The following is a 19,443-nucleotide window of genomic DNA, read 5'->3' as shown; positions in this document are numbered from 1 at the left end:
GGAGGTCCGCATGACCCGACGCACACCCGCGCAATACGACTGGGCGGCTCTCGAGTTCGACGAGACGATCCTGACGAAGCACTTCACGTCACTGTCATCGCGGACGATCAGGTTCGTCGTCGTCCACCACATGACGATCGTCGGCAGTGGCACAGGTTCCGCACTCACCGCCTGCTACAACGTGTGGCAGAACCGGGAAGCATCCGCCCACTACGGGGTGGACGGCAACCTTGTCCGCCAGTTCGTGTGGGACAAGGACCGCGCATGGTCGACGGGTTCATCGACGGGCAACCAGTACGGCATCAGCATTGAGCACGCGAACTCGACCGCTGGCCCTCAGTGGCTGGTCGCTGACAACACTTGGAAGACCGGAGCTCGACTCGCCGCGCACCTCCACAAGACCTACAAACTGGGGCGTCCGGTTAGCGGCGTGACTTTGCGCAAGCACTCGTCGTTCACCGCGACCGCCTGCCCCGGCCCGTACCTCGGTTCGACGGCATGGGGCAAGTACGTTGCCGAGTGCCAGCGCGTGTACGACTCCATCACCGGAGCCACGCCCGCCCCGACACCCGACGTACAGGAACCCGTACCTGCGCCGATACCTACACCGACCGCCGCACCCGTGTGGGGTCAGCCCTCGACGTGGAGGCTCGGCGCTGTTGGTCCCGACGCGCTCCGACTCGGTGAGCGCATCACTGCCTGGAACACGGCACTCGGACTGCCGACGTGGACGCCGGATGACAACTTCTCATCCACCGAACGGAACGCGCTCCAGAAACTGCAAGTCGCATGGGGCTTCGGCTCATCCGCAGCGGACCTCGCACCCGGTGGCGCATCAGACGGCTACCCCGGCGCGCTCACATTCGCCAAGCTGGACGAAACACCCGCACCGATCGCTGTCGTTGAGCCTGCCACCAAGGTCACCGGCCTGCACTGGAACATCGCCGGATCAGACATCCACAACGGCTACAAGGCCGAGAACGGAACCCGCGGCGACGACGTTGCCCGGCACGCACTCGACATCGGCTTCGAAGTGTTCCTCACATGCGAGGCCAGCCAGTCCGACCTCCGTGCTGGCATGAACACCGTCATCGGCAACCTGTCCCCGTGGATGCGTCGCGCCAAAGGGATTTGGCACAAACCGTCGGCACCCAGGTTGATCGGACGGCGCGCATACTCCGACAGCATCTACGCCTACCTGTCCACGCTCAAATGGGGTGGCGCGTTCTTCGGCATCAAGGACGGCAAGAAGTACGCCTTCCTTGAGATTCACACCGACTACCGTGCGCCGGCGAAACAGGCCGGACAGGTGCGCTCGATCACGGCCAAGTTCTGGGCCGACACCGACGCACTAGGTATCCCGCGCGAGAACACCGTCATAGCTGGCGACTTCAACTGGGACGGCACGAGCGGCGACAACCCGTTCAAGGCGCTCGAGGCATACGAGTTCGTCGAGAAGGGCAACCGGACGATCGCCACGTTCCTGAACGGTCGCCACCTCGACGGTGTGATTGCTCACAAGGACGCCGATGTGACGGTCACACGGCAGAACCGCTGGAACACGCGCGGCGTCAAACTGTCCGACCACTACCCGCTCAAGTTCGTCATCACCCTCAAGTAGAAGGAACCCTTATGACCAACCCGTCACCGAAGACCCGCCGCTACATCTACCGCCTCGTCAACGCCGGCCTCGCTGTCGTCGTCCTGTACGGCGTCATCAATGGTGAGCAGTCGGCTGCGTTCCTGTTGGTCGCCAACGCTGCTCTTGGTCTGGCCGACGCGAACGTGGACGAGTAGCCCGCCATGTGGACGACGCGGCCGGGATTCGAGAAGCCTGAGGGTACGTGCACCGTCGCGCTAGACGCCTTCGATGACGACACACCTCCCGCCATGCCGCAACTGTGGCGCGATGAAGGCGACGACTCGTGAGCGCGGGTTTCGATGTCGACCGATTCCTGGCCTCGCTTGGCCCTGAGTTCGACGACCCCGGCGAGGATCGTTTCGGCGGCGGCAATGCCGTCTGTCACTGCCTCGCTCCCGTGGTCTGGGGCTACGACGGCAACCCGCGCCACCATCGCGGCATGTGCGAACACTGCGACTCGGTGCGCTGCGATGCATACCCCGGCGAGTGTGGACGATGAGACGTGAACGCGCCACAGCCCTCGGGTGGGCGCTACTCGTCGCCGCCATTGCAACGTCGCCCGTCACCCTGCCCGCGCTCGCATTCTTCGCCGGCCGGATGACAGCATGAACCACCGTCCCCCGTTCGAGTCCTGGGCCACACTCCCCCACGACCTCGCAAAAGGCGCATACCTCGTCTACGGTGCGCTCATCAGCATCGGCTGGGACTACGCGAGACCACGAATCGCGCGGACACTCACGGCTTGGGGAACACGGTTGGCGTAAGATCGGCATCAGCTAACAACATGCTCGCGCCGGTTTCCATGCGGCACGATCACGAACCGCCCGTCATCTTCGGATGGCGGGCGGCTTTCGTGCGTTCAGGGCCGATATTTGAGTCTGTGGCTACATGCTTGGCTACATTTCATTCGGGTCGGACCGGTCTCAATGTCTGATCCGGCCCGTCATTTCAGTTGTAGGGAGGGCGGGGCTCGAACCCGCGACCCAGGGATTATGAGTCCTTGGATACGGTAGAATGGTGAGCGTAGATGACCGGAATTCCAGCAGATTACGCGCCTTGGTGTGACAGGGTAGGCCTGCGTATGGCTACATTATTGGCTACACGGAAAGGCTCACCACATGACAACCACCCGCAGAGGCCGCGGCGAAGGCTCCATCTACCAGCGCCACGACCACCCGACCTGCCCCCCGCTGGTCGACGGCGAACGCGCTGAGCACAAGTGCAAGGGCCGCTACGTCGCCACGATCTCCTACGGCAGCGACGGCACCAAGCGCGACCGCAAGCCCCTATACGGCAAGACCAAGGGAGAAGTGTCGGACAAGCTCAAGGCCGCACTGAAGAAAGCCCCACCCAAGAATGCACGCGAAGGCGAGAAGCACACCGTCAAGACCTGGATGAACGAATGGCTCGAGGACATCGCATCCGCACCCCCCAAGCCGATCCGCAAGTCCACCAAGAAATCGCACCGCTCCAAGATCGACCAGTACATCGTGCCCCTGATCGGAATGCACCGACTCGACCGGCTCGAAGCCAAGCACATCCGGCGCATGTACGTCAGGATGCAGGAGCCCTGCCCGACACCCGACCCCAAGACCGGCAAGTGTCACCACTCCCCCAGCCACGGCCTATCCGAATCCACGGCACGACAGACCCACGTCATCCTGGCCCGCGCCCTCAAGGTAGCCGTCCGAGAGAAGCTGATCCTCGAAGCCGAGACAAGCAACGTGGACGCGCCCGGCACCAAGACCACCGAACGCGACCGGCTCACCGTCGCGCAAGCCAAACTCGTACTAGCAGCCGGCGCCGACAACCCACTCATCTCCCGCTGGTACGCCGCCCTACAAATGGGCTTCCGACAATCAGAAGTCCTAGGTCTCCCGTGGGGTCTCGTCAACTTCGAAGAGAACACCGTCACCATCGCCCGCACGCTGGAGGACGACGGCACATTCGGCGTCCCCAAGTCCGACGCAGGCAACCGAACCGTCGTCATGTTCCCCGAGTTCCGTGCACACCTCATGGCCCACTACGGCGCATACCTGGCGCGCTGCCACGAGAACGGCACAGAGCCCGACCCAATGGCCTGCGTCTGGTCACAAGACAACGGCAGACCGATCGGACACAAGACCGACTGGAACCGCTGGGCCGCATTCCTCAAAGCATCCGGCGTCGACCATCACGCCCTACACTCCGCACGACAGACCACGGCGTCATGGCTCGAGGAACTTGGTTGGCCCGAACGCGTCGCCGCCGAATTCCTCGGACACGCCGACGTCAAACAGACCTACAAGTACCAGCGCGGCGACAGTCTCGGCGCGCAACGACGGGCAATGGGCGAGCTCGAGTCCTAGACGGGCTCGAACCCTTCCGCGTTCATCAGCTCGGCGGGCGTGAGCCCCAGAGCAGAGGCGATGCGGGCCACGTCATCAAGGTTGAACACCCGCTCCCCCGCAAGGCTTCGATGCAGCGTCATGTGGTTGATCCCCGACGCGCTACCGGCCTGACGGATGGATAGGCCGCTGCGGAAGATCGCCTCACCTATGCGCTCTGTGACGTATTCGGCGAAGGTTCGCCCCATGGCATCTCGAGGACCAGCGTGGGAGCGCACACCCAAGGGTGGGGGCTACAGGCTGTCCGCGTGTGCGATCGGGGTAGTTGTCTTGTGTTGTCACGAGGTTGTGACAGGTTAGAGGTGGGGGGCCGGAAGGGAGCCAGCGTGGCAAAGACACCAAACCGCACCGTCCGATCGCCCGATCGGATATGGGGTCCGGCAATCAAGAAGTCCAAACGGACGGGCGTACCAATCGCCCACGTCGTCAACAAGCGCCTATGGGAGTGGACGCGAGACGAACGGGAACGCTGCAAGTAAGAAGTGCCATGGCACTCGTGCGGGAAATCCGTAACCTTTTCCGCACGGGTGCCGCACTATCGAGACAAGCCCTCTGACAACCTGGGGCCGTTCATCTCGGGGAGTGCTTATGGAGTACACGATCGTCCGCGCGCTGGGTGTGCAGGTCTACGAAGTCGAGGGCCTTGAGGACGTGGCGCTATGGATCGACGGCGACATCCTCATAGTTCGGGCGGGCCTTCCTTTGGACGTGTGTTGGCAGATTTGCGACGAGACGCTGGCGCTCGTCGGTCTTCGCCTAGCCTCTTAGCGCCGGCCTCGCGGATCATCTTCTGTCCTTTATCTTGCGCTGCGGGTTCCGTAGCCTTCGGGTGCCGGATCGATACTGCCAGACCCAGACGATTGGCGAGTTCCTTGACGAGCTCTTCATTGCTGACCGCCTTCACTTCGTGCGTGATGGAAGGGGCGGCCGAGCGTGGCAACCCCATCGCTTCGGCGACTGCGGACCAGACCGATTCATCGGACAGGTGGAACGCTTTCGCCAAGGCTTGCACGGTCTCTGCGTGGGGTGGCTGTGGAAGCCGGTCCCGGTCGTCGGTTACTAGCCGATGGACCTGCGCCCGGGAAAGCCCAGCCTCGCGCTGCAAGTCCTGGCGGTCCCATTTGCGGTCCGCCAGTTCTTGGTCGATGAGCTTCCGGTATGCGTGCATAACTAAACCTTCCAGCGTGCCAAGTTGTCCTGTCCACTCGACGGATTCGCCCTTGTCAAGCGGGCGTGTCGCATTCCGTGAATCATTCCGTCAAGCAAGAGTATCGGGCGTCAAGCACTCCTGACCGCCACCTGAGCAAATAAATCGCGCTCCGGTCTTGACCATCTGTCAAGCACTGTGTAACACTTCGTCACGAGGGAGTTGACAATCAAGAAGGTGGGATGCAGTATGAGTACAACCCGAAAACGCCGACGCTCTAGGAGCCGATGGATGAAGCTCGAAAAGCCAGAACTCATGGCCGACTACATGAAGGCCAAGGGCTTCTCACAAGCTCGCCTCGCTCGATACGCCGAGTGCTCCCGCCAGTTCATCTGGGCGCTCCTCAACGGAGATCGCAACACCTGCACCAAGGCCGTGGGTGACCGGATCGAGGAAGCCTTGAGCCTCCTGCCCGGCACCCTTTTTTTGGACTCGCTGTCAAGTGACGCACAACCCGTCGTCAAGAGTCATGCGACGAAACGGCCCGCAGCATGAGTGACTCTCGCGTCACCCCTATCAGCCTCTCCCCCGAGGACGCAGCCGAAGCGATGGGAGTCTCTCGCCGCCACATGTACCGGCTGATCCGCACTAGCGAGATCTCGTCGGCCAAGTCCGGTACGCGCGTCCTCGTGGACTACCAGTCGATGCTCGACTACTTCGAGCGCAACCGGAGAAGCGCATGAACGCCGCAGCAAGACGTCGTAACTCTCCTCGCCCCTTGCCAGCATCTGAGGTGACGGCCCGCGAAACGGTTCGTGCAGAGTCGGCAGCGTTTGAGTCGTCGCCACGCGCGCAACTCGCAGCGACTGCGGGTGTGCGCGAGTGGCAGCAGGAATGTTCCGATTGCGGCACGGTCGTCATCTTCACGGGCACGCTCGATGACTGGATCGACCGGGCCATCACGTTCGACGACAGCCATGTGTGCGATGCCGATCGGATCGCATCATGAGTGCGCCGTATCGCGTCTGGCACATCCCGCAGATCCCGATGGAGGCATTCCACGTCGAGGTTCCCGACCTCCCGACAGCACTCATCGTGTGGAACGCCCTCTCGGATTACGACCTGTTCCAATTCGAGAACCGCGTGAAGCCCGACTACTCCAATGCGTCCGGCATTCAGGAATTCGCTGAGGGCGAGTGGTCTGACGTTGACGACTATGAGCTTCAGGTCATCATCGCGTCGATCGAGGCCAACTCATGAGCCGCGTCCTCCTCCTGGCGTTCATTATCGGTGTTCCGATGGCTGGTCTGTTCGTCATCGCATGGGTTCTTGATGAGGCGGCGAAGGTTGCGGAGTCCCGACGAGTGGGGCGCGAGTCATGACCGCCGCATCGACGTCGGACGCGCGCAAACGGAACGCCGCGCAGGCCGACCCGGTCGAGATTGTGGCGCGGAGGTTGTACGCGATGGAACCGGAGTGGTCCTACTCGTACAGGCGCAATCGCGAGTGGAGCGAGACGTCCTGGCACACGCGGTTCGCGTTGACAAACCGTGCCCGACACATCATCGCCGCCCTCCGAGAGAACGGGTTCACGCTATGACGACTGTTGACCAGCCTGAGCTGACGTATCCATCTGCACCGATCGAGGGTGACACGAAGGCGACTGTCGATCTGGTTGCGAATGACTGGCGCAGCGACTACGAGTGGCGGGCGTTCGTCGAGGCCGTTGAGTCGCGAGCGTTGTGGCCCGATGGCGATGTCTATCCCGATGACGTGCGCGATGCCCTCATGGGTAGCGATGGCGAACTAACCATCAACCCTCGTCGCCTGTCCGCGTTCTACTCCCGCGCCGTCTCGTGCGGACTCCTCGTGTTCTCGCACTGGGGCATCAACGGCGACACCAAGGGCCGTAACGCAGGACGCCCCGCACGTATCTACCGGCTGGCGGCGTCATGAGCGTCACGGTTACGGAACTCGACCGTGTTCCGACGTCGGGGGATGGCGACGAGGGCCTGGATCACTACTACTGCTGCGACGAGTCCCGCTCGATGTGTGGCCTTGACCTATCGGGGGTCTTTGTTGGCGAGGGTGCCGACGCGGACGAGGACATGTGTGTGGTCTGCGATGACCTCGCCGACGAACCGTGTGACGAACCGGATTGCCCGTACCGATCCCCATAGACGCCCTGCGGCGGGTCGGGCTCTCCCTCCTTGCCCACTCCCAGGCCCCCGCAGGTGCCAACTTTCAACACCAACCTTCGAGCAACAGGAGCAACCCATGAAGCGTAGAACCCAGACCCTTGACGCCGAGTACAAGCGTCGGGAACTGATCCGACCGAACCAAGCCATCCGAGCAGGACTGGCAGCACGACGACACGGCGCAACCGGATTCGCCGACGAGCAGGCCGATGCTGTCGAGTTCTTCGACTGGAAGGGCACAACCGTCTGGGGCGTGAAGGCATGAACACCAACCGCATCCTCACCGTAGTCGAGGACATTGAAGACGACACCAACACACTCGACGCCACGATCACAGCCGCACTCGAACAGGGCGCGCACCAACGCATGACCGACGCAGCAATCGCCGTAACCGTGCAGCTTGGTGTTGAACATCTTGACGGCCTTCCTGTGTCGTCGCGGGTTGCTGATCTGTTGGCCCGGTATGACGCAGCCGAGCGGGCATTCCTGTCAGCGGTGACCTCATGAACGTCGCCGAATATCTCCAGATCGTGCGCACCGTCCATGCTCGCACCACTGATTGGCGACTCGGGCAGACGTACTTCAACGTCCTGACCGAAGCGCGCCCCGAACTCGCCGAGAAGGTGCGCGGGTCCATCGTCGACCCGTTCCATCAAGACGCCCGCATCGGCGACTTCCTGGTCTTTGTCTCGGACAACTGGGACGAGGTAGCGGCATGATCGGCCAGTTGCAGATGGTCGCGTACCTCGCCGTCGCTGGTGCATTCGTCATCGGCATGTGGCGGCTCGCGTACAGGTTCGCTTGGGACATGTCATGAAGGAACCGATCGAGCCGTCAGAGATTCGCAAGGGTGACCTGATTCGGTGGGAGTCGAAGCATTCCGAGCACGCCCACGAATGGCGCGCGCAGACCGACCGGGCGTGGTGGGCGGACGAGGGTCAGCACTACCTCCTCAACCGCCCACGGCCAGCCGTCGAGTTCCCGAGTGAGCCGACGTTGGGATGGCTGAGACTCATTGGCGCTGTTGGGGACGGCCCGCCATCGACGTGGCGCTTCGAACACAGCGGCATGGACGACTCCCGGCGTGCCCGAAACGAGTGGGGCTATGTCGTCGCTGATGTCGACGACAAGATCGCGTCCTTCACGCCCGCGACCGCTGTCCCGACCGCAGCGCTGGACGAGTTGCGAGATGCCTGTAACCGCGATTGCGACGAGTACGGGTGTGAGTGTGCCATCGCCGCCCATCACTTCCTCGCAGCCGTTGACGAGGCCCAGTCATGACCGCCACCGACTGGTACGCCGTGGGCATCATCACCGGACTCATGGCGCTCATCGCGCTCGCCATTTGGTGCAACCTTCGACCACAGATGCCGGTACCGCCACGGGAGAAGCGATGAGTGCCAACGACGAGAGCGCCGAGTGGGAGTGGTCTGACGGTCGCCCGCTGCCCACGACGGTCTACATCGATTCGGCCATGAGTCAGCACATGGGCGACGTGTTCGTGAAGTTCACACAGTACGGAACCGAGCTTGGGATCTTCGTCACCGCTAATCAGTGGGTTTGCATCAACGATGCGGCACTTCGTGCCATAGAGCACCGCCGCGCCCTGACGCAGGAGGGGTGGACGTAATGCAGTTTGGTATCGGCATCCTGGGAAAGGGGTGGAATTCCGAGGGCGCTATACGGCTGGCTCTAGACGATGCCCGGCCGGCCAGCTCGAGATTTCCGGCCCACGCCGCCAAGTATGCGGCGAAACTTGCAGCCGACACGATCTTGTCCGAGCCGTCGTCCGATCCGGATTTGACCGATGCCGGACTCGTGCGCCACTTCGCCCTATGCGCGCGCCCGGTCAGGTGGAGTGAAGCTCACATGGTCCGAGACGCATTCCTCGCGACCTATGGCGGTGGCGCATGACTACCCACGCTCCATGGTGTCGCCGACAGCTCGCCCAATTCCTTCCGACCTATGGGGCTGATTGCACATGTGGCGGCAACTATCAACCCGACGAACCGGCAGACGACGACATCTGCCCCGATTGCCTGCCGCGTTCCCAGTGCGGCGCGTGCGCCGATGACAGGCGCTTTCACGAAGAACGTGACAACCGACTCGAGGAGAAGAGATGAACCCAACCAGCCTTCGACCACAGATGGAAACCAAAGACTCCTCAGTCAAGCTGTACGTCCGCGGCATGTCTGCTGCTGAGCGAATCCTGTGGCGTTGCTACGAGGATTCTGAGTCCGGGTGCTGGGTTTGGACCGGAGACCCCGGGTGCCCGCGCTACGGCCAGATGCGGATCGGCGGCGCAGGGAGCCGCAAAGAAGCCACGCATCGACTCGTGTACGCCGCCCTCCGTGGGCCGATTCCCGATGGCCTAGTCATCAACCACCTCTGCTTCAACATCCGCTGCGTGAATCCAGGCCACCTGGAAGCCGTCACCGCGCGCGAGAACGTCCTGTATGGCCGGCACAACGGCTGGCACGGACGAGCTGCGTGTCTCCACGGCCACACCTACACAGACGAGAACACTCGGGTCGACCCGAAGTCGGGCGCTCGAAAGTGCAAGACCTGCGACCGCAATCGCGCCCAGGAGTATCGAGACCGAAAGAGGGCGGCATGACGCTGCACGAATACAAAGACGTAGACCAGGGCAGCGACGAATGGCTGGACCTGCGAAGAGGACTAATCACCGCGAGCACCATTGGCCGGCTGATTACTCCGAAGACGATCAAGCCTGCTGGCAATCCTGATTCGCGTGCACTGATCGCGGAGCTGGCTGCCGAACGAATCGCGGGCTGGTCCGATCCCGTGTATGTCAACAGCCATATGCAGCGGGGGAAGGATTGCGAACCCTTGGCGCGCGACCTGTACTCCGAGAGGTACGCCCCCGTCACGGAGATCGGGTTCCTGGTCGAAGACAATGTCGGCGGCAACGGCTTCAAGCTCGGCTACTCCCCCGATGGTCTTGTCTCTGCTGATGGCTTGATTGAGGTCAAGGCCCCAGAGGCAAAGACGCACATCCAGACGATCCTGTCCGGCGAGGTGCCGCCCGGCAATATGGCCCAGTGCCAGAGCGGCCTACTCGTTTCGGGCCGCGACTGGCTGGACTTTTTGTCCTATAGCCCCGGCCTCCCGATGTGGCGAACCCGTGTCCTCCCCGACCCGCGATGGGCCGAAGCGATCATCGCAACCGTCGAACAGGCCGAGCTCGCTATTGAGTCGATGGTCAACCGATACCAGGGCGCCGTGATTGGCCTGCCCGCAACCGAACGCATCGTCGAACTGGAGATGGTGATCGGCGCATGAGGTCCAACGAAGCCCAGCGACCAGACGTCGTGCAGCGGCTCGGCGCCTGGACCTTTCAAGCACAGATCGTCGCCCCTGTCTGGTCGTGCGATCACCACCACCGCACCCGACACGGGGCTGACACCTGCGCCCGCAAGCAGATCGACAAGGAGTCCTGACATGGACATGACAGCGAGCACAGAAGCCCGCTCAGACCAGATCAACGCGGTCGATTTGGTACAGCCGCGCACCTACACGATCGAGAAGGTGACAGCGGGCAAGGCAACCCACCCGTTCGACTTCCACCTTGTCGAGTCGCCCGGCAAGGTGTACAGGCCGAATCTAGGTCAGCGCCGCGTCATTGTCGCCGGGTGGGGTGCGGAGACGTCGGCCTACCACGGTCGCCGCTTCACGCTGTTCAACGAGCCGACCGTGATCTATGCCGGCGCCGAGATTGGTGGCATTCGCATCTCGCATATGAGCCACCTCGACAAGCCGCTCAAGACGTCGCTGGCCATCAGTCAGAAGAAGAAGGTGCCGTACATCGTTCAGCCGCTTTCCGATGTCGCACCACCCACACCGGCACCCGACACGGCCACTCGCGCAACCAAGGCTGTCGAGTGGTTCGCGGCCAAGGGGATCGTCCAGTCGGTCCTCGAGGCGCATGTTGGCAAGCCGATCGCTGAATGGGACGACGGGGATTTGGCGGCGCTCAAGACGGACTCCGACGTGATCGTGGGTGACGACGCATGAGTGCCGCCCAGACCGATGCCGCGATCGACCGCCTTGCAACAAAGCGCGTCGACCTCGGCGCTGAGGGCTTCGGGGCCTACGCGTTCTTGGTATTGAGCATTCTCGCCGGACAAGCGCCCGAGGTCATCGAGTTCATTCTCGACCGTGCGGACGAGAGGCTGTCATGAGCCACTACGAAACTCCCGAGTCCATCGAGGCCGCACGCACCCTCGACATGGCCGACCACGAATCCCGCGACCACGAGTGGCGACTGTTCCCACGCAACGACGGCCCAACGAGACGCTACAGACCATCATGCGCGCTGTGTGGCCCGATCGGTGACTGGCACACAGATGCTGAGGACGCGCGCACGTTGGGCAGACGACACACGGCTTCGATGGCTGCTGACGTTACGGCGGGGGTGAGCGATCGTGGCTGACCTCGAATACGACAACGGCGAGACGTGCGAGCCGGTCGGACGGTGCGTGTCGTGCGGCGATCCGATCTCGGATTGGGACGACTTGTGCGAGGAGTGCGGACTATGAACCCGTTCAACATTGAGACGCCCGCCTGGATGTCCGACGCACGTTGCGCCGAGATCGGTGGCGAACCGTTCTTCGAGGAAGTCGGAGCAAGTAGCCGCCAAGCCATCGCCATCTGCCACTCGTGCCCCGTCCGTGAGCAATGCCTCCAATACGCCCTCGACAACCACGAGGCATGGGGCTTGTGGGGCGGACTGCTGCCACTCCAACGCCAGCAGCTGAAGAAGGGGGCGGCATGAAGATCGCCCCAGACCTCGAGAGCCAACGCGTCCTCGACGGCGAATGGGTGGTGCGCGGTGCTATCCGCGTATTCGTCCCCGCCGCACCGAAGCCACAAGTCCCGAGGAAGCGCTACAAGAAGCACCCACGCCACGGCTCCGTCGCAGGCTACCGACGCCACCAGAAGGCCAACGAACCGCCATGTGACGAGTGCCTGGCAGCAACCCGGGAGCACTGGCGCAAGTACAAGCGTCGGGTTCGCCGGCCACCGTCACCACCCTCACCATGCGGGACGTACAACGCGTACAAGCGCCACCAACGCCACGGCGAAACCCCGTGCGACGAGTGCGCCGAAGCCCAACGCGAATACAACCGCGACTACCGACGCAGGGTCCGCGCCAACGCAAGAGCTGGGCAGCAAATAGACGAGAGGGAGGCCGCATGAACGTACAGGAATTGGTCGCACAGACGTTCGACGAGGGCGCGCTTTGGCCCGGCCCCTATCCCGGCGAGGAGGACTGATGGCGCTCCCGTGGGTCCGTTTGGACACCGGTTTCACACAGAATCCGAAGGTTCTTCACCTGATCGAGGACAAGAAGTGGCAGTCAATCGTGGTCTACGTGGCCTCTTTGGGCTACTCCGGGCAGCACGGAACGGACGGATTCATACCCGCATCGGCCCTCCCTTTCCTCCATGCGGTCAAGAAGAACGCCACCGAGCTCGTCTCTGTCGGCCTCTGGATTCCCTGTAGAGGCGGCTATGACGTCAATGGGTGGTCCGAGTTCCAGCCCTCAAACGAGGAGAACGAACGCCGGAAAGCCAAGGCGAAAGCGGCCGCCAGCGCCAGATGGGCCAAGAAGAACGGGGAGGCGTCGTGATGCTCCAAGCACATGCTCCGAGCATCTGCCCCAAGCATTCGGGTCTAGCAATGCTCCGTGCACATGCCGCCCGCATATGCACGGACGGACGGACGAACGGACATACGGAGACGGTTGCTCACGTAACGAGTAGAGCCTCACTTTCCGACACGTGCGCGCACGTACAAGATTTCGACGATTTGGAGAAGGCATGAAGAACAAAGAGCTCGCCCGACTCGCAGCCGAATACCGGGCCGCGTACCTCGTCCACAAGAAGGCAAGGGAAGAAGCCGACACCGCACGAGCCCACGCACGCATCACCAACTCCACCGAGATCCGCACAGAGCAACTCGAGCAGGTCGCGCACTCGGCGCTCCTGGCGTACATCGAAAGCGAGCCGTCATGAGTACCGAAGCCGAGATTGAGGCGGCAGCACGCGCTTTGGTTCGCGACTCTGGACGTGCGGTAGGGCACCAGCCGTCTGAGATTGAAGTGACGAACCGCCTTGGGCCGGGTGTCCGCGCCGAGGCTCACGCCGTCCTCGCCGCTGTTGAGCCGTTGATCCGTGAGCGACTGGCGCAGCAGGTGGAGGCGTTGGAGACGCACTACGACTACGTGAGCGGAAGCCACAAGGCTCGGATCATCAAGCATCCTTCGCAGATTCGAGCCGAAGCTATGAGCATCGTTCGTGGGGACGCATCATGACCACCGACCCCGAGCAGATGTGGCGGCGGTTCGCCGATGAGCATGGTCTCGACGTGAATGACGCGGGCAGACCATTCTTCGTCGACGGGGTGATGGTGGGGCGCACACCTGCCGACGACGCGGGAGAAGTGACGGCGATCGGAGCAATCCTCGCCGAGCATCACGCCGTGTGGGACGAGCGCGGTGAGATCAAGCGTTGCGTGTGCGGCCTGCTGTTCGGCATCCAGCACCCAGCGAATGGCAACCACCCGACACACCTTGCCGAGCAGTTGGCAAAGCGCACCGACGAGGCCCGCGCCGAAGCCGACAGACTCCGGGTGACGTTGGGGGCGGTGACATCCGAACTCGACAACATCGTGGACAACGAGGGCGGCGAAGGTGTCACGCACACCGAGGCGCGGATCATGCACGAGGTCGTCACACAGATTCGTGAGGCGATGAAGGATGCCCCCGACCCGGTGTCACTCGCGGACGTGCGGGAGGACGACGAGTCATGAGGATCATCGTCTGCCTGTTCCGAGGCCACCGATATGACCCGTCGATCATGTCGATGCGGCCGATTCCACTGATCCATTGCGACCGCTGCGGCAAGGAATTCTGATGACCGAACACACACGAGACGCGCTGGTCGGGTTGGTCGCGGACAACATCGCAGGCGACCACCACTACATCCGTGACGACCTTCCCGATGTCAGAGCGCGGGCGCGAGCCTCTATCGCCGGGCCTGTCGTCGATCACCTGCTCGACTGGCTCAAGGCGCACGATGCCGAGGTCGCAGCGGCGGCGTTACGGGAAGCGGCTACGGCATACGGGCACTACGCACAGCGCGACGGAGCCGAGGTCATGAACTGGCTCCGCGCCCGTGCCACCAGCGCCGACGAGGGCAACCCCCGATGACCCGCGATGACCTGATCCGTGACGCAGCGTGGGACATCCTCGGCAGCGACCAAAACGACGCGGACAAGATCCGGCAGCAACTACGCACACCCGCACCCGTTGTCGCACCGGAACCCGATGAGCCGCGGCACGTTGGCGACCTGCCACGCGGATACGGCATCGCATTCACACTCGCGCGCAACGCATGGAAACGCGCAACGACGAACGAGGGAGAAACGGCATGACAAGTGACGCGCTCATCATCGAACCCGACCGGGTAATCATGCGTGGCGAATGGGCCACCGAGATCATCTTCGACGTCGCGTACTCCGAAACCGAGAACATCAAGGAGTTCCAGTCGCGGTTCGAGATCGTCAAGGGCGACCACCTGGCCGACCCGAACGAGAGCTTCTACCAAGGCGTCGAGTTCATGGCACTTATCAAGCGCAAGAGCGATGAACGCCTGTTCGGATACCCGTACTGGCGACCAATCGCAAAATACGCAGACAGTGACGACCCCGCCGACAACGGCGAAGAGAACGGCATCGAGTACGAGTGGGACGACGAGACGGACGAGATCAAGGGCGGGGCCGCATGGGTCTGGCTGCCCGTCGAACCATTCACGGTCACGGGCTACAAGATTGCCGACACAAGCGAGGAGAACGCATGAGCGACATTTGCAACGCGTCGAACTGTGACCAGCCGGCAGGTGGTGGGTTCATCTGCCGCGACACGTTGGTCGAGCTCGAGCAATACCTCGCCGAAACACCATGGCTCGTCCACGAGTTGACGAACGCGCTGTCGAAGCAAACCCGGTTCGCAACACAGGGCGGCGGGGCATCGAAGGGTGCACCCGCCACCGATGCCCGCTTGGAAGGCGTGGCCGTACAGCCACTCATCATCAACCCCGACGCCTCCGCAGCGCTGGCGTCACTGGCCCACACGCTCCTGTCGTGGCAGGCGAACCTTGCCGACACGGTGGGGCAGCCGGTCAGATACCCGAAGCCTGCACAGTCGACCGCATGGCTGATGTCGAACCTCGAGCAGATCCGCACCTTCGTAGCCGCGGGTGACCTGTACGACGAAATCCGGTCAGCGTTCAACTATGGCCGCAACCTCATCGACCGCCCAACCGAACGCCGCTACCTCGGCGACTGCGGCTCAGAGATGGAAGACGTCTACTGCCCCGAACCGCTCTGGGGGCGCGACAAAGAACCCACCGCCACCTGCAAAACCTGCGGCACCATCTGGGAACAACCCGCACGCCTACTCGCCATCCGTGAACAAGCCGTCACCGGACTCAACGACCGCATCATGACCGCATCCGAAGCAGCCGGCGTCCTCGTCGCCTACAACCTCACCGGAGACGCCGACGAAATCAAAATGACCGACCGCATCCGCAAATGGGCCGCCCAACCCAAAGACCCCACCAAGAAACCCAAACTCGCCAAACGCACAGACCTACGCATGGTCGGCGAACGAGCAAGACCCGGCTACAAGTTCGGCGACATCCTCGCCATCCTCAACCAGCCCCGACGCACCGCATGACACGCCACGTTCGGATGTGTTGGCATCTGGACATCTTGACAAAGTTCCGGTAGCCTGAGTCATAGTGGATAGAGCGATTCCACAAGACTTCAACGAAACGCCCCCGTGTGGAATTCGGGGGCGTTTCGCATTCCCCCACCAGGACGCACGATCGCGGGAGGTTCCAATGCCTCGTCTCCGCGTTGACCGTGACACGTCCGAAGCTGAAATCGTTGCCGCGATACACAACCTGTTCGCCGCGTCCCATGTGATCGACGCCGAGCTTGCATCTGGTCGCCTGTCACGCAGCCAACGTCACACCCGCGCCGATGCCCGTGACAACCTCCACGACGAGATTGAGCGGTTGACGAACATTGTCAGGTATCGCCGCTCCCGTGTTCCGGCTTAGTACCGGGTTCGATACACGCCGTGTAGTGATTCCCGTACTGATATCACCTGATATCCGCGCGATATCAGCCCATTGCTTCCCGCGACCAGCGATCAACCACCAAGGAAACGCGCTGCGAGTCCACGGGATTCCAACAGATAGCAGCCGAAACCGGAAGCTATCCGTCAACGCAACACCGCAACACCGGTCGGGGGACCAATCTGCACGAGGCCAGAGCCTCTTGCCGAGCAAAGGTGACCGCCGTGGCGATATCCGACATCCGCGAACAGGTAACGACGGTCCGCAAGGGTCCGCCGTGTGAGGTTTGCGGCGCGCTCTCCACCCTTCCCGAGGGTGAAGCGGACGCCCTGCGCGCACTCCTGGCAGACCCGACCGTGCGCTACTCCACGCTTTCCGAGGCGCTCCTCGCCGACGAAGACACCAAGCTGGACATCAACGAATACACCTTGTCGAGACACGCTCGCGGCAAGTGTGCAGCCCGGGAACGGCTCCGCTGATGAGCATCTCGGATATCCCGAAGCGCGTTGGGACCATTCAGCGCGAACACCTGACGAACAAGGCGAAGCTTGACCTTGGTCCCGACGGTGGCGAGTTCAGCGATGCCATCCTTGACGCCCCGATCGTTGACGGCGACTTCTCCCGCATCTTCCGCATCTTCCAACTTGACCCCGACGAGTTCGAGGTCGTTGACGACACGGTGCGCATGACGACGTGGCAGCAGTCCAAGGCGCTCGAGGACGGCAGCCGCGACATCGTGCAGTTGTACTCCTACGGTGCACGGTTCAAGCGCAAGCCCAAGGCTCGCCTGTCTGACGACGAGATCGCAGAACGCCGCGCCGAGGTCACCAAGTGGCGCCTCCCGAAACGGGAGCGTAGGGCCGCCCGAAACGGTAGCGTAGCGGCGGTCATCAACCTCGCTGACATCCAGGGCGGCAAGTCCGAGGGCGGCGGCGTCGCTGCCACGCAGAAGCGCCTACTCGACGGCCTCGAGAACGTACAGCGGTGGCTCGACCGGATGCGGACCGAGTACAACATCACCGAGATCGTCATCGCCAACAACGGCGACCCGATGGAGAACTGCGCCGGCAACTACTCCGCGCAACTGTTCACCGTCGAGCTCAACCACCGCGGCCAAATGAACTTCGTCCTCGACATGTGGACGCTCTACGCCAAGCAACTGTTCCCCCAGTTCGACAAGGCGCAGTTCGTCAGCGTCCTTTGCAATCATGGCGAGTTTGGCCGCATGGGTGGCGGCAAGTCACAGACCAGCGACAGTGACAACGCTGGCGCATTCCTCGCCGAATCCCTGCAACGAGTCCTCGCCGAACGCGACGAATTCAAGCACGTCGAATGGACCATCCCGCACGACGACATGAACGTCTACCCGGTTGTTGCCGGTGTGCCAATGGCGTTCAACCACGGCCACAAGATCCCAGGCTCAGACGCCAACGGGTTCGAGAAATGGCTCAACGGTCAAGTCCGAGGCGACCAGCAAGCGCACGCTGCACGCATCTGGCAGACCGCACACCGTCACCACTTCGCAGCATGGGACATGGGCAGCTGCTCAGTGTTCCAGGCGCCCAGCCTCGACGGTGGGTCCAAGTGGCTCAAGGACATGAACGGACGCTACTCACGCAGCGGCATCCTCACATACCTTGTCGGTGAACACGCACCGCTCGGCTGGTCCGATATGGCGTTCCTGTGATGACCGCCCCGCACTGGACGCCGATCGTGCGCGACAAGGCCACATTCAACGCCGCCATGCAACGGGCACGCGACGACACCAACGCCCTCATCCAATACACCCGCGACCTCATGCTCACGCGCGCCATCGGGTTGCAGCCATGTGCGCACGGACAGCACGACGACGGCTGCGGGTGCGTGCTGTGAGTACGCTCCCCCGCTTTCGTGAACCGATGTGTGGGTGGCCCCACGATGCACGCCGACAAGGCTGCGGCTGCGTACTCGTCGGCAACCACTGGCACCTGTGCCCCGAGCATATGGCCGAACTCGGCAACGACCTGCGAGAGATCGAGTCATGAGCACCCGAGGCACAACCGCATACGACGGCGACGAGGGTATCAAGACACCCGACTGGCACGTCGAACCACGGCCACTCTGGTGCCCCTCATGTTGCGTGCCAGCCCAGACATGCGGATGTCCCGAGGCCGAACGGATGCTGGACCTCAGGCACTCGTCCGACGCGCAGGGCTAACAACCATGGCTGCGATCAACGCGACCGCACCAATGCCTAGTCCACCATAAGCAAGCGGCTTAGCATCACCGACCGCGGAGTCGCAGGCGTCTTGATTGTTCGTCGTGTCCGAGTCAGGAGTGGCGCCCGACAGTGTGCCACCAATCTCCTCACCGAAGTCGGCCCGCTGAGCTTCCGCACTGGACGGCGAGAGCACCGAGCCGCACGACACGCCACCCGCTGAGACCGACCTGAATCCAAAGACCAGGCCGGCGACAACGAACGCGACGGCCAAGGCTGCAAGCATCTGACGTTGAGTCATCCACTCAGGCTAGACCCGCAATGCCAGCCTGTCAGGAGAACGAGGGGCTGCTGATGGGCAAGCAGCACAGGGCCAAGGGCGACACCCGCACCACCAAGCAGCGCGGCTATGGCATCCAACACCAGAAGCTCAGGGCCCAGTGGAAGCGCGTCGTCGAAGCGGGCCAAGCGCAATGCCACGCAACCACATGCCTCATGCAAAGCAGGGCGATCATGCCCACAGAACCATGGGACCTGGGCCACGACCCACATCGCAACTGGACCGGCCCCGAACACCGCAGATGCAACCGGGCCGATGGCGCTAGACGTAAGAACAACCCCACCCCCCCACCCCCTCGCAGGTCGCGCGAACTGTGATCGTATCTCATGACGTGGGTTTTTGGTGCGGCGAGCGTGACCATAGAC

General features: G+C 62.7%; 37 protein-coding genes and 1 pseudogene. 35 read left to right on the top strand and 3 right to left on the bottom strand.

All coding sequences use genetic code 11. The annotated features are described in order from the left end of the window. The first annotated feature begins 10 nt into the window (after positions 1 to 10). The 5 genes from V6M39_RS17470 to V6M39_RS17450 all read left to right on the top strand — a co-directional run bounded on the left by V6M39_RS17470 (position 11) and on the right by V6M39_RS17450 (position 3,990). Entirely contained in the window at positions 11 to 1,621 is a 1,611-nt protein-coding gene (locus tag V6M39_RS17470) for an N-acetylmuramoyl-L-alanine amidase (RefSeq protein ID WP_332645096.1), read from the top strand. Between the two features lie 11 nt (positions 1,622 to 1,632). Next, complete coding sequence (locus tag V6M39_RS17465; RefSeq protein ID WP_332645095.1) at positions 1,633 to 1,797, top strand: hypothetical protein; 165 nt, start codon at positions 1,633 to 1,635, stop codon at positions 1,795 to 1,797. A 128-nt stretch (positions 1,798 to 1,925) separates the two neighbouring features. Continuing rightward, complete coding sequence (locus tag V6M39_RS17460; RefSeq protein ID WP_332645094.1) at positions 1,926 to 2,141, top strand: hypothetical protein; 216 nt, start codon at positions 1,926 to 1,928, stop codon at positions 2,139 to 2,141. 106 nt (positions 2,142 to 2,247) lie between these two features. Next, positions 2,248 to 2,406, top strand: coding sequence for a hypothetical protein (locus tag V6M39_RS17455; protein WP_332645093.1), 159 nt, complete (start codon positions 2,248 to 2,250; stop codon positions 2,404 to 2,406). A gap of 354 nt (positions 2,407 to 2,760) precedes the next feature. After that, positions 2,761 to 3,990: a tyrosine-type recombinase/integrase gene (locus tag V6M39_RS17450; protein WP_332645092.1), complete on the top strand. Its 1,230-nt coding sequence runs from the start codon at positions 2,761 to 2,763 to the stop codon at positions 3,988 to 3,990. Here the strand turns inward: V6M39_RS17450 and V6M39_RS17445 are convergent. Beyond that, a complete protein-coding gene (locus V6M39_RS17445; RefSeq protein WP_332645091.1) occupies positions 3,987 to 4,217 on the bottom strand; it encodes a helix-turn-helix transcriptional regulator in 231 nt (76 codons plus the stop codon). The two genes, V6M39_RS17450 and V6M39_RS17445, sit on opposite strands and share 4 nt — an antisense overlap. Positions 4,218 to 4,617: 400 nt before the next feature. On the opposite strand from V6M39_RS17445, the gene V6M39_RS17440 reads away from it, so the two are divergent. Continuing rightward, entirely contained in the window at positions 4,618 to 4,797 is a 180-nt protein-coding gene (locus tag V6M39_RS17440; protein ID WP_332645090.1) for a hypothetical protein, read from the top strand. Positions 4,798 to 5,026: 229 nt separating this feature from the next. Here the strand turns inward: V6M39_RS17440 and V6M39_RS18130 are convergent. Continuing rightward, positions 5,027 to 5,197: pseudogene (locus V6M39_RS18130) on the bottom strand (helix-turn-helix domain-containing protein); the annotation flags it as partial. A 270-nt stretch (positions 5,198 to 5,467) separates the two neighbouring features. Here V6M39_RS18130 and V6M39_RS17435 point away from each other — a divergent pair. From V6M39_RS17435 to V6M39_RS17295, 29 genes are all read left to right on the top strand, one after another. Further along, positions 5,468 to 5,731 carry a helix-turn-helix transcriptional regulator gene (locus tag V6M39_RS17435; RefSeq protein WP_332645089.1) on the top strand — a complete coding sequence of 88 codons (264 nt, stop codon included), beginning with the start codon at positions 5,468 to 5,470 and terminating at the stop codon, positions 5,729 to 5,731. Next, complete coding sequence (locus V6M39_RS17430) at positions 5,728 to 5,919, top strand: helix-turn-helix domain-containing protein (RefSeq protein ID WP_332645088.1); 192 nt, start codon at positions 5,728 to 5,730, stop codon at positions 5,917 to 5,919. Before V6M39_RS17435 ends, V6M39_RS17430 begins: the two co-directional genes overlap by 4 nt. Before the next feature lie 50 nt (positions 5,920 to 5,969). Then, positions 5,970 to 6,185, top strand: a complete 216-nt coding sequence (locus V6M39_RS17425) for a hypothetical protein (protein ID WP_332645087.1) — start codon at positions 5,970 to 5,972, stop codon at positions 6,183 to 6,185. After that, positions 6,182 to 6,436, top strand: a complete 255-nt coding sequence (locus V6M39_RS17420; RefSeq protein ID WP_332645086.1) for a hypothetical protein — start codon at positions 6,182 to 6,184, stop codon at positions 6,434 to 6,436. The genes V6M39_RS17425 and V6M39_RS17420 overlap by 4 nt, the downstream gene beginning before the upstream one ends. Next, complete coding sequence (locus V6M39_RS17415; RefSeq protein WP_332645085.1) at positions 6,433 to 6,558, top strand: hypothetical protein; 126 nt, start codon at positions 6,433 to 6,435, stop codon at positions 6,556 to 6,558. Before V6M39_RS17420 ends, V6M39_RS17415 begins: the two co-directional genes overlap by 4 nt. Positions 6,559 to 6,772: 214 nt before the next feature. Next, complete coding sequence (locus V6M39_RS17410) at positions 6,773 to 7,132, top strand: hypothetical protein (RefSeq protein ID WP_332645084.1); 360 nt, start codon at positions 6,773 to 6,775, stop codon at positions 7,130 to 7,132. 321 nt (positions 7,133 to 7,453) lie between these two features. Next, entirely contained in the window at positions 7,454 to 7,639 is a 186-nt protein-coding gene (locus tag V6M39_RS17405) for a hypothetical protein (protein WP_332645083.1), read from the top strand. Further along, positions 7,636 to 7,881: a hypothetical protein gene (locus tag V6M39_RS17400; RefSeq protein WP_332645082.1), complete on the top strand. Its 246-nt coding sequence runs from the start codon at positions 7,636 to 7,638 to the stop codon at positions 7,879 to 7,881. Before V6M39_RS17405 ends, V6M39_RS17400 begins: the two co-directional genes overlap by 4 nt. After that, entirely contained in the window at positions 7,878 to 8,093 is a 216-nt protein-coding gene (locus V6M39_RS17395; protein ID WP_332645081.1) for a hypothetical protein, read from the top strand. The genes V6M39_RS17400 and V6M39_RS17395 overlap by 4 nt, the downstream gene beginning before the upstream one ends. A 94-nt stretch (positions 8,094 to 8,187) precedes the next feature. Then, positions 8,188 to 8,655, top strand: a complete 468-nt coding sequence (locus V6M39_RS17390; protein ID WP_332645080.1) for a hypothetical protein — start codon at positions 8,188 to 8,190, stop codon at positions 8,653 to 8,655. 112 nt (positions 8,656 to 8,767) lie between these two features. After that, positions 8,768 to 9,004 carry a hypothetical protein gene (locus tag V6M39_RS17385; protein ID WP_332645079.1) on the top strand — a complete coding sequence of 79 codons (237 nt, stop codon included), beginning with the start codon at positions 8,768 to 8,770 and terminating at the stop codon, positions 9,002 to 9,004. 516 nt (positions 9,005 to 9,520) lie between these two features. After that, positions 9,521 to 9,991: an HNH endonuclease signature motif containing protein gene (locus tag V6M39_RS17380; protein ID WP_332645078.1), complete on the top strand. Its 471-nt coding sequence runs from the start codon at positions 9,521 to 9,523 to the stop codon at positions 9,989 to 9,991. Next, complete coding sequence (locus V6M39_RS17375; RefSeq protein ID WP_332645077.1) at positions 9,988 to 10,677, top strand: lambda exonuclease family protein; 690 nt, start codon at positions 9,988 to 9,990, stop codon at positions 10,675 to 10,677. Before V6M39_RS17380 ends, V6M39_RS17375 begins: the two co-directional genes overlap by 4 nt. Next, positions 10,674 to 10,835 (top strand): hypothetical protein, encoded by a 162-nt coding sequence (locus tag V6M39_RS17370; RefSeq protein ID WP_332645076.1) that lies wholly within the window; start codon positions 10,674 to 10,676, stop codon positions 10,833 to 10,835. Before V6M39_RS17375 ends, V6M39_RS17370 begins: the two co-directional genes overlap by 4 nt. Position 10,836: 1 nt before the next feature. Then, a complete protein-coding gene (locus tag V6M39_RS17365) occupies positions 10,837 to 11,409 on the top strand; it encodes a hypothetical protein (protein WP_332645075.1) in 573 nt (190 codons plus the stop codon). Beyond that, entirely contained in the window at positions 11,406 to 11,576 is a 171-nt protein-coding gene (locus tag V6M39_RS17360; protein WP_332645074.1) for a hypothetical protein, read from the top strand. The genes V6M39_RS17365 and V6M39_RS17360 overlap by 4 nt, the downstream gene beginning before the upstream one ends. Positions 11,577 to 11,929: 353 nt before the next feature. After that, the gene (locus tag V6M39_RS17355; RefSeq protein ID WP_332645073.1) at positions 11,930 to 12,169 is read left to right on the top strand and encodes a WhiB family transcriptional regulator; all 240 of its coding nucleotides are present in this window, start codon (positions 11,930 to 11,932) and stop codon (positions 12,167 to 12,169) included. Between the two features lie 501 nt (positions 12,170 to 12,670). Beyond that, the gene (locus V6M39_RS17350) at positions 12,671 to 13,027 is read left to right on the top strand and encodes a hypothetical protein (protein ID WP_332645072.1); all 357 of its coding nucleotides are present in this window, start codon (positions 12,671 to 12,673) and stop codon (positions 13,025 to 13,027) included. Between the two features lie 190 nt (positions 13,028 to 13,217). Further along, entirely contained in the window at positions 13,218 to 13,412 is a 195-nt protein-coding gene (locus V6M39_RS17345) for a hypothetical protein (RefSeq protein WP_332645071.1), read from the top strand. Then, positions 13,409 to 13,711 carry a hypothetical protein gene (locus V6M39_RS17340; RefSeq protein WP_332645070.1) on the top strand — a complete coding sequence of 101 codons (303 nt, stop codon included), beginning with the start codon at positions 13,409 to 13,411 and terminating at the stop codon, positions 13,709 to 13,711. Before V6M39_RS17345 ends, V6M39_RS17340 begins: the two co-directional genes overlap by 4 nt. Beyond that, entirely contained in the window at positions 13,708 to 14,208 is a 501-nt protein-coding gene (locus V6M39_RS17335; protein WP_332645069.1) for a hypothetical protein, read from the top strand. Before V6M39_RS17340 ends, V6M39_RS17335 begins: the two co-directional genes overlap by 4 nt. Positions 14,209 to 14,311: 103 nt before the next feature. After that, positions 14,312 to 14,608 (top strand): hypothetical protein, encoded by a 297-nt coding sequence (locus tag V6M39_RS17330; protein ID WP_332645068.1) that lies wholly within the window; start codon positions 14,312 to 14,314, stop codon positions 14,606 to 14,608. Continuing rightward, complete coding sequence (locus V6M39_RS17325; protein ID WP_332645067.1) at positions 14,605 to 14,832, top strand: hypothetical protein; 228 nt, start codon at positions 14,605 to 14,607, stop codon at positions 14,830 to 14,832. Before V6M39_RS17330 ends, V6M39_RS17325 begins: the two co-directional genes overlap by 4 nt. Continuing rightward, entirely contained in the window at positions 14,829 to 15,257 is a 429-nt protein-coding gene (locus V6M39_RS17320; protein ID WP_332645066.1) for a hypothetical protein, read from the top strand. The genes V6M39_RS17325 and V6M39_RS17320 overlap by 4 nt, the downstream gene beginning before the upstream one ends. After that, on the top strand, positions 15,254 to 16,135 hold the full coding sequence (locus tag V6M39_RS17315) for a hypothetical protein (protein WP_332645065.1): 882 nt from the start codon (positions 15,254 to 15,256) through the stop codon (positions 16,133 to 16,135). Before V6M39_RS17320 ends, V6M39_RS17315 begins: the two co-directional genes overlap by 4 nt. A 166-nt stretch (positions 16,136 to 16,301) precedes the next feature. Next, positions 16,302 to 16,523, top strand: a complete 222-nt coding sequence (locus V6M39_RS17310; protein ID WP_332645064.1) for a hypothetical protein — start codon at positions 16,302 to 16,304, stop codon at positions 16,521 to 16,523. A 242-nt stretch (positions 16,524 to 16,765) separates the two neighbouring features. Next, entirely contained in the window at positions 16,766 to 17,020 is a 255-nt protein-coding gene (locus V6M39_RS17305; protein ID WP_332645063.1) for a hypothetical protein, read from the top strand. Continuing rightward, the gene (locus V6M39_RS17300; protein WP_332645062.1) at positions 17,020 to 18,228 is read left to right on the top strand and encodes a hypothetical protein; all 1,209 of its coding nucleotides are present in this window, start codon (positions 17,020 to 17,022) and stop codon (positions 18,226 to 18,228) included. Before V6M39_RS17305 ends, V6M39_RS17300 begins: the two co-directional genes overlap by 1 nt. Continuing rightward, entirely contained in the window at positions 18,228 to 18,413 is a 186-nt protein-coding gene (locus tag V6M39_RS17295; protein WP_332645061.1) for a hypothetical protein, read from the top strand. The genes V6M39_RS17300 and V6M39_RS17295 overlap by 1 nt, the downstream gene beginning before the upstream one ends. Positions 18,414 to 18,709: 296 nt before the next feature. Here the strand turns inward: V6M39_RS17295 and V6M39_RS17290 are convergent, their stop codons facing one another. Continuing rightward, entirely contained in the window at positions 18,710 to 19,039 is a 330-nt protein-coding gene (locus tag V6M39_RS17290; RefSeq protein WP_332645060.1) for a hypothetical protein, read from the bottom strand. Positions 19,040 to 19,443 lie beyond the last annotated feature (404 nt).

The sequence above is a fragment of the Aeromicrobium sp. genome, from assembly GCF_036675695.1.
Taxonomy (GTDB): Bacteria; Actinomycetota; Actinomycetes; order Propionibacteriales; family Nocardioidaceae; genus Aeromicrobium.
Note: the sequence above shows the minus strand (reverse complement) of the source record. Positions and strands in the feature narration are given on the sequence as shown.

What these genes read in the sequence shown, in the direction of transcription:
- V6M39_RS17470 (WP_332645096.1), top strand. Translation starts at nt 11, where the DNA reads ATGACCCGACGCACACCCGCGCAATACGACTGGGCGGCTCTCGAGTTC.
- V6M39_RS17465 (WP_332645095.1), top strand. Translation starts at nt 1,633, where the DNA reads ATGACCAACCCGTCACCGAAGACCCGCCGCTACATCTACCGCCTCGTC.
- V6M39_RS17455 (WP_332645093.1), top strand. Translation starts at nt 2,248, where the DNA reads ATGAACCACCGTCCCCCGTTCGAGTCCTGGGCCACACTCCCCCACGAC.
- V6M39_RS17450 (WP_332645092.1), top strand. Translation starts at nt 2,761, where the DNA reads ATGACAACCACCCGCAGAGGCCGCGGCGAAGGCTCCATCTACCAGCGC.
- V6M39_RS17445 (WP_332645091.1), bottom strand. Translation starts at nt 4,217, where the DNA reads ATGGGGCGAACCTTCGCCGAATACGTCACAGAGCGCATAGGTGAGGCG.
- V6M39_RS17440 (WP_332645090.1), top strand. Translation starts at nt 4,618, where the DNA reads ATGGAGTACACGATCGTCCGCGCGCTGGGTGTGCAGGTCTACGAAGTC.
- V6M39_RS17435 (WP_332645089.1), top strand. Translation starts at nt 5,468, where the DNA reads ATGAAGCTCGAAAAGCCAGAACTCATGGCCGACTACATGAAGGCCAAG.
- V6M39_RS17430 (WP_332645088.1), top strand. Translation starts at nt 5,728, where the DNA reads ATGAGTGACTCTCGCGTCACCCCTATCAGCCTCTCCCCCGAGGACGCA.
- V6M39_RS17420 (WP_332645086.1), top strand. Translation starts at nt 6,182, where the DNA reads ATGAGTGCGCCGTATCGCGTCTGGCACATCCCGCAGATCCCGATGGAG.
- V6M39_RS17415 (WP_332645085.1), top strand. Translation starts at nt 6,433, where the DNA reads ATGAGCCGCGTCCTCCTCCTGGCGTTCATTATCGGTGTTCCGATGGCT.
- V6M39_RS17410 (WP_332645084.1), top strand. Translation starts at nt 6,773, where the DNA reads ATGACGACTGTTGACCAGCCTGAGCTGACGTATCCATCTGCACCGATC.
- V6M39_RS17405 (WP_332645083.1), top strand. Translation starts at nt 7,454, where the DNA reads ATGAAGCGTAGAACCCAGACCCTTGACGCCGAGTACAAGCGTCGGGAA.
- V6M39_RS17400 (WP_332645082.1), top strand. Translation starts at nt 7,636, where the DNA reads ATGAACACCAACCGCATCCTCACCGTAGTCGAGGACATTGAAGACGAC.
- V6M39_RS17395 (WP_332645081.1), top strand. Translation starts at nt 7,878, where the DNA reads ATGAACGTCGCCGAATATCTCCAGATCGTGCGCACCGTCCATGCTCGC.
- V6M39_RS17390 (WP_332645080.1), top strand. Translation starts at nt 8,188, where the DNA reads ATGAAGGAACCGATCGAGCCGTCAGAGATTCGCAAGGGTGACCTGATT.
- V6M39_RS17385 (WP_332645079.1), top strand. Translation starts at nt 8,768, where the DNA reads ATGAGTGCCAACGACGAGAGCGCCGAGTGGGAGTGGTCTGACGGTCGC.
- V6M39_RS17380 (WP_332645078.1), top strand. Translation starts at nt 9,521, where the DNA reads ATGGAAACCAAAGACTCCTCAGTCAAGCTGTACGTCCGCGGCATGTCT.
- V6M39_RS17375 (WP_332645077.1), top strand. Translation starts at nt 9,988, where the DNA reads ATGACGCTGCACGAATACAAAGACGTAGACCAGGGCAGCGACGAATGG.
- V6M39_RS17370 (WP_332645076.1), top strand. Translation starts at nt 10,674, where the DNA reads ATGAGGTCCAACGAAGCCCAGCGACCAGACGTCGTGCAGCGGCTCGGC.
- V6M39_RS17365 (WP_332645075.1), top strand. Translation starts at nt 10,837, where the DNA reads ATGGACATGACAGCGAGCACAGAAGCCCGCTCAGACCAGATCAACGCG.
- V6M39_RS17360 (WP_332645074.1), top strand. Translation starts at nt 11,406, where the DNA reads ATGAGTGCCGCCCAGACCGATGCCGCGATCGACCGCCTTGCAACAAAG.
- V6M39_RS17355 (WP_332645073.1), top strand. Translation starts at nt 11,930, where the DNA reads ATGAACCCGTTCAACATTGAGACGCCCGCCTGGATGTCCGACGCACGT.
- V6M39_RS17350 (WP_332645072.1), top strand. Translation starts at nt 12,671, where the DNA reads ATGGCGCTCCCGTGGGTCCGTTTGGACACCGGTTTCACACAGAATCCG.
- V6M39_RS17345 (WP_332645071.1), top strand. Translation starts at nt 13,218, where the DNA reads ATGAAGAACAAAGAGCTCGCCCGACTCGCAGCCGAATACCGGGCCGCG.
- V6M39_RS17340 (WP_332645070.1), top strand. Translation starts at nt 13,409, where the DNA reads ATGAGTACCGAAGCCGAGATTGAGGCGGCAGCACGCGCTTTGGTTCGC.
- V6M39_RS17335 (WP_332645069.1), top strand. Translation starts at nt 13,708, where the DNA reads ATGACCACCGACCCCGAGCAGATGTGGCGGCGGTTCGCCGATGAGCAT.
- V6M39_RS17330 (WP_332645068.1), top strand. Translation starts at nt 14,312, where the DNA reads ATGACCGAACACACACGAGACGCGCTGGTCGGGTTGGTCGCGGACAAC.
- V6M39_RS17325 (WP_332645067.1), top strand. Translation starts at nt 14,605, where the DNA reads ATGACCCGCGATGACCTGATCCGTGACGCAGCGTGGGACATCCTCGGC.
- V6M39_RS17320 (WP_332645066.1), top strand. Translation starts at nt 14,829, where the DNA reads ATGACAAGTGACGCGCTCATCATCGAACCCGACCGGGTAATCATGCGT.
- V6M39_RS17315 (WP_332645065.1), top strand. Translation starts at nt 15,254, where the DNA reads ATGAGCGACATTTGCAACGCGTCGAACTGTGACCAGCCGGCAGGTGGT.
- V6M39_RS17310 (WP_332645064.1), top strand. Translation starts at nt 16,302, where the DNA reads ATGCCTCGTCTCCGCGTTGACCGTGACACGTCCGAAGCTGAAATCGTT.
- V6M39_RS17300 (WP_332645062.1), top strand. Translation starts at nt 17,020, where the DNA reads ATGAGCATCTCGGATATCCCGAAGCGCGTTGGGACCATTCAGCGCGAA.
- V6M39_RS17295 (WP_332645061.1), top strand. Translation starts at nt 18,228, where the DNA reads ATGACCGCCCCGCACTGGACGCCGATCGTGCGCGACAAGGCCACATTC.
- V6M39_RS17290 (WP_332645060.1), bottom strand. Translation starts at nt 19,039, where the DNA reads ATGACTCAACGTCAGATGCTTGCAGCCTTGGCCGTCGCGTTCGTTGTC.